At 37.6% G+C, this 3,881-nt stretch carries 5 protein-coding genes and 1 pseudogene; all 6 read left to right on the top strand.

The features are described from left to right. The first annotated feature begins 216 nt into the window (after positions 1–216). Positions 217–1,260: a PDDEXK nuclease domain-containing protein gene (locus tag AC3LHT_RS09445; protein WP_488662715.1), complete on the top strand. Its 1,044-nt coding sequence runs from the start codon at positions 217–219 to the stop codon at positions 1,258–1,260. A 128-nt stretch (positions 1,261–1,388) separates the two neighbouring features. Then, positions 1,389–1,814, top strand: coding sequence for a hypothetical protein (locus tag AC3LHT_RS09440; protein ID WP_488662714.1), 426 nt, complete (start codon positions 1,389–1,391; stop codon positions 1,812–1,814). Between the two features lie 99 nt (positions 1,815–1,913). Further along, the gene (locus AC3LHT_RS09435; protein ID WP_488662713.1) at positions 1,914–2,270 is read left to right on the top strand and encodes a hypothetical protein; all 357 of its coding nucleotides are present in this window, start codon (positions 1,914–1,916) and stop codon (positions 2,268–2,270) included. Positions 2,271–2,439: 169 nt separating this feature from the next. After that, positions 2,440–3,102: a CRISPR-associated endonuclease Cas6 gene (locus tag AC3LHT_RS09430; protein WP_488662712.1), complete on the top strand. Its 663-nt coding sequence runs from the start codon at positions 2,440–2,442 to the stop codon at positions 3,100–3,102. A gap of 1 nt (position 3,103) precedes the next feature. Continuing rightward, positions 3,104–3,571 (top strand): hypothetical protein, encoded by a 468-nt coding sequence (locus AC3LHT_RS09425; RefSeq protein ID WP_488662711.1) that lies wholly within the window; start codon positions 3,104–3,106, stop codon positions 3,569–3,571. Next, a pseudogene (locus AC3LHT_RS09420) lies at positions 3,556–3,881 on the top strand (hypothetical protein); the annotation flags it as partial. The gene AC3LHT_RS09425 and the pseudogene AC3LHT_RS09420, both read left to right, overlap by 16 nt.

Raw genomic sequence — 3,881 nt, 5'->3', positions numbered from 1 at the left:
TAGGACAGGGATTTGATCGTAAGCTGGTGAATGATGAAATTCTGGCTAAGTTTTTTTGATTGGGTTCACCGCGAATATACGCAGATCAATACAAAAAATTAATATTGATTCTGAATCATTTCAACAATTAATAGCCTCTTTAGTATTCAAAAAATGGATCTACCTACTATTAGCAAAACATCTTACAATGAGCTTGCCAATGACATAATCAGTTTGATGGAAATCGCCCGTCGGCAGGCTGCTCGTTCGATAAATGTGATACTTACAGTCACTTACTGGGAAATTGGACGGCGAATAGTTGAGTTTGAACAATTGGGGAGTCAGAAGGCTAAATATGGGAAAAAGATTTTGAAACAATTATCCGCTGAACTTATGGCCAAGTTTGGACGCGGCTTTGGGTGGCGAAATCTTTATCAGATGAGGAATTTTTATTTAAGTTACCGTAATATTTTGCAGACAGTGTCTGCAAAATTCCATGAGCCCATGATTAGCAGATTACAGACTCTTTCCACCTGCTTTCTACTTTCCTGGTCACACTATGTTCGGTTACTTTCAGTTAAGAATGAAAATGCTCGCTCTTTCTATGAAACCGAGACTCTTCGCGGTGGTTGGTCAGTCCGTCAACTCGACCTCCAGATTTCATCTCAGTTCTACGAGCGAACGCTCCTTTCCAAAAACAAAGAAGCGATGTCGGAGAAAGCCACAGTTTCCTTACCAACAGATGTCCATACTCCTGAAGATGAAATAAAGGACCCCTATGTTCTTGAATTTTTAGGGCTCAAAGACGAATACTCTGAAAAAAACCTTGAAGAAGCACTCATCCATCATCTCGAAACATTTCTCCTAGAATTGGGCGCGGATTTTGCTTTCATCGCCCGTCAAAAACGGATGCGTGTCGGCAGCGAGTGGTATCGAGTGGATCTGGTGTTCTATCACAGGCAACTTCCCAGTCTAATCTTGATTGATCTTAAAATTGGCAAATTTACACACGCAGATGCTGAACAAATGCATTTTTATCTCAACTACGCCCGTGAACATTGGACCCATGAAGAGGAAAATCCAACGGTTGGCTTGATCCTCTGTGCAGAAAAAGACCATACTGTTGCCAAATACGCACTTTACGACCTGCCCAACAAGGTCCTTGCCTCTGAATATAAACTTGCGTTGCCAAATGAAAAAGAGCTAACTTACGAACTAACAAAAACCGGCAACATGCTGGAAACAAGGCAGAGGAGGCAAAAAGAGGACGCGTCGAAATGAAGGCTGTGAGCAAGTAAATTTACTTTGAGTTTATTATAGTGTGCTGATCTGACAAAATGGTGTGGTATAAAAACAATTGTTGGTTTTAGTTTATTAAATGGCAATTTCAAAAACCAAAAGAAACAATCATGAATCCTGGTTATCCCGAAATAATTGCAGAACTGACAAAAGGCTCAGAGTCTGAAAAGTTAAAGCACTTTGATCTATCGTCTTTCATGACAGGTCCTCCCCTGAAAGAAGTGTATGAGAAAATTGACAAAACCATGAAGTTTTTCTCAGTCTATGTTTATATAGAAAGAATTGAAAATGATTTGTGGGATGATGATCGTTATGTAGAAAAAAAGAAGGTTATTTTATGTTCTCGGGTGGAAGAGGAAGCTCGAAAATATTGGTGGAATAGAAGCATGGAACATATAAGACTCATTAACGAACGAATGGAGTCTTTAAAAAACGAGCCGGAATATAAAAATATAAAAGAGAATGATCTCAAAGATAAGATCATTGAAGATATAACTAAAGAAGTTTATCCGATAGCGATTAAACTGGTAAAGTAAGAATACCAGGAGTTTTATGAAGAAGAGTGGGAAGAATACTGGAAGAAAAAAGATCCTTTTAAAGAGCGAGTGGAATATCGGTATCACCGCCGGTACGATATGCCTCCGCCTTTTAATCACTGGGACAGCAGAAACTACTGGCAGCAATACTATTTTTACAAAGACCACGACGGGCGTTTTTACTATACACAGGGCGGTTCAGGCTCCAGCGGCCAGCGGTATAACCACGGATTTTACGGTCATCTGTTTGCTCTTTTAAACAACGAAAAGAAAGTGCCGACATATTTTTTCACCTATAACAGCCGCAACCGGTTTATCTTTAATCGAAAAGAAAAAAGCCTGCATCTTCATTTTTTCGATCTGACTGGTAATTTTCAAATAGACTGGAAAGAAAGTGAGCGGATTTTAAAGAATGTTATTAAAATCAGGGATAAATTTCAAAGGGTAACGATTTGATCGTTTATGATTTCTAACAATAACACTTAATCTGGCAAAGAATGTGGCTCATTTATATCAAATTGCATATTGACCGATATGCATATGGTACCGTATGCAATTTCATTTAAATTGATGGGGCAATTATTATAACAGCAGGTTAGCTTACTGTGCAGCGAATCTTGACCTTATGAAATTAAGACTCTTCACTGTAATTTTTGAGTTTGAAATGGCCCGCAGAGAAATTCCGGCCTTTCGCGGCGCTATTATTAAAAAAGTTGGCAAAGAAAGCATTCTTTTTCATAACCATTCAGGAAATAAATTCCGATATGGATATCCATTGATCCAATATAAACTTGTTGGTAAAAATCCGGCAATCATTTGCATTAATAGCGGTTATGATGAATCTTTAAAGTTGTTTGAAAATACAAAATGGAATTTTAGCATAAATAATAAAACAGTGCATGCCGGCATCAAACATCTGTCTTTTGATTATTTTGAATGTGGCTTAAGCTCAAATGTTGTTAAGTACAAAATCAACAATTGGTTTGGACTTAATGAGCAAAACTTTAGAAAATATACATATTTAACAACAGATTCGGAACAAAAGAAATTTCTTGAAAAGATATTGATAGGAAACATTCTCTCTTTTGCCAAAGGAATCAATTGGATAGTAGATGCCAAAATAATGGTTTCAGTGAATTATATACCGAACAGAAGGTTCTTTAATTTTAAAAACAACAAAATGGCGGGATTTGATCTGATTTTTTCTGCAAATGTATTGCTGCCGGACAAAATAGGCCTAGGAAAATCAGTGTCTCGCGGTTTTGGTATAATCAGAAAGGTTCCATAAAATGTCAAAACTATCATTAACCGGAGATCCTTTTGTAGATATGGGCGGCTTGGTAATGGAAACTCTGCCTGAAAAAACCATAGAGGATAAGATACATTTTGCGACTGAGGTATACGTTGATGGATGGAAAGGAAAAGTAGATTCGATTTTTTTGCTCTCTAAACTTAATAACAATCAGGTGAAAAATAAACCTGATCGTCAACGCGAAGGTACTTTAGAATATTATCTTGGTGCGTTAAAAGGTGACGGCGCTATTTCTGAAGGGCCTTGCCGGATATGTGCTGTTAAAGGTCATCTTTTTAAAGGTGGACGCAATAACTACCCTTTGGTAGGGTCAGGAGGATTCACAAATTTTATCACTTTCAGGAACCAGGGCTGCTTATTTGTAAAGATTGCCTTATTAAACTTTTTTTTCTTCCTTTGGGAGTTCTGCAAAGTGCAGGCAATCTTATATTGCTTCAGGTTCTGAACAAATATGAAAAGGAACTGTGGCGAGAAGATGTCATATCAACTAACTTGGATAAAAGATCCCGTGGTTCTTCTGAGGGTTTTTTAAAATCAAACTACACGAATCCTCAGAATGCCTTATTCTACTTTGCATCCAAGCTGATCACGCGTTTTGAGATTCATGATTTACCTCCCCAACAGGTGAGACTGTTTTTCTTTACAAATTTCGGCAGTAAACCAGACATTGAAATTCACGATCTACCAAGTCCTGTTTTTTCTTTTTTAAAACGTGTTTTAAAACCGCATCTAAGACCGCACTGGTCATATTTTAT

This window comes from Kosmotoga sp. (genome assembly GCF_982836095.1).
The sequence above is the reverse complement of the archived record's forward strand: the minus strand, read 5'-3'. Positions and strand labels throughout refer to the sequence as shown.

Bases quoted from the DNA above. Each gene is read 5' to 3' on its own strand.
- AC3LHT_RS09430 (WP_488662712.1), top strand. From the start codon at position 2,440: ATGAAATTAAGACTCTTCACTGTAATTTTTGAGTTTGAAATGGCCCGC.
- AC3LHT_RS09440 (WP_488662714.1), top strand. From the start codon at position 1,389: ATGAATCCTGGTTATCCCGAAATAATTGCAGAACTGACAAAAGGCTCA.
- AC3LHT_RS09445 (WP_488662715.1), top strand. From the start codon at position 217: ATGGAAATCGCCCGTCGGCAGGCTGCTCGTTCGATAAATGTGATACTT.
- AC3LHT_RS09425 (WP_488662711.1), top strand. From the start codon at position 3,104: ATGTCAAAACTATCATTAACCGGAGATCCTTTTGTAGATATGGGCGGC.
- AC3LHT_RS09435 (WP_488662713.1), top strand. From the start codon at position 1,914: ATGCCTCCGCCTTTTAATCACTGGGACAGCAGAAACTACTGGCAGCAA.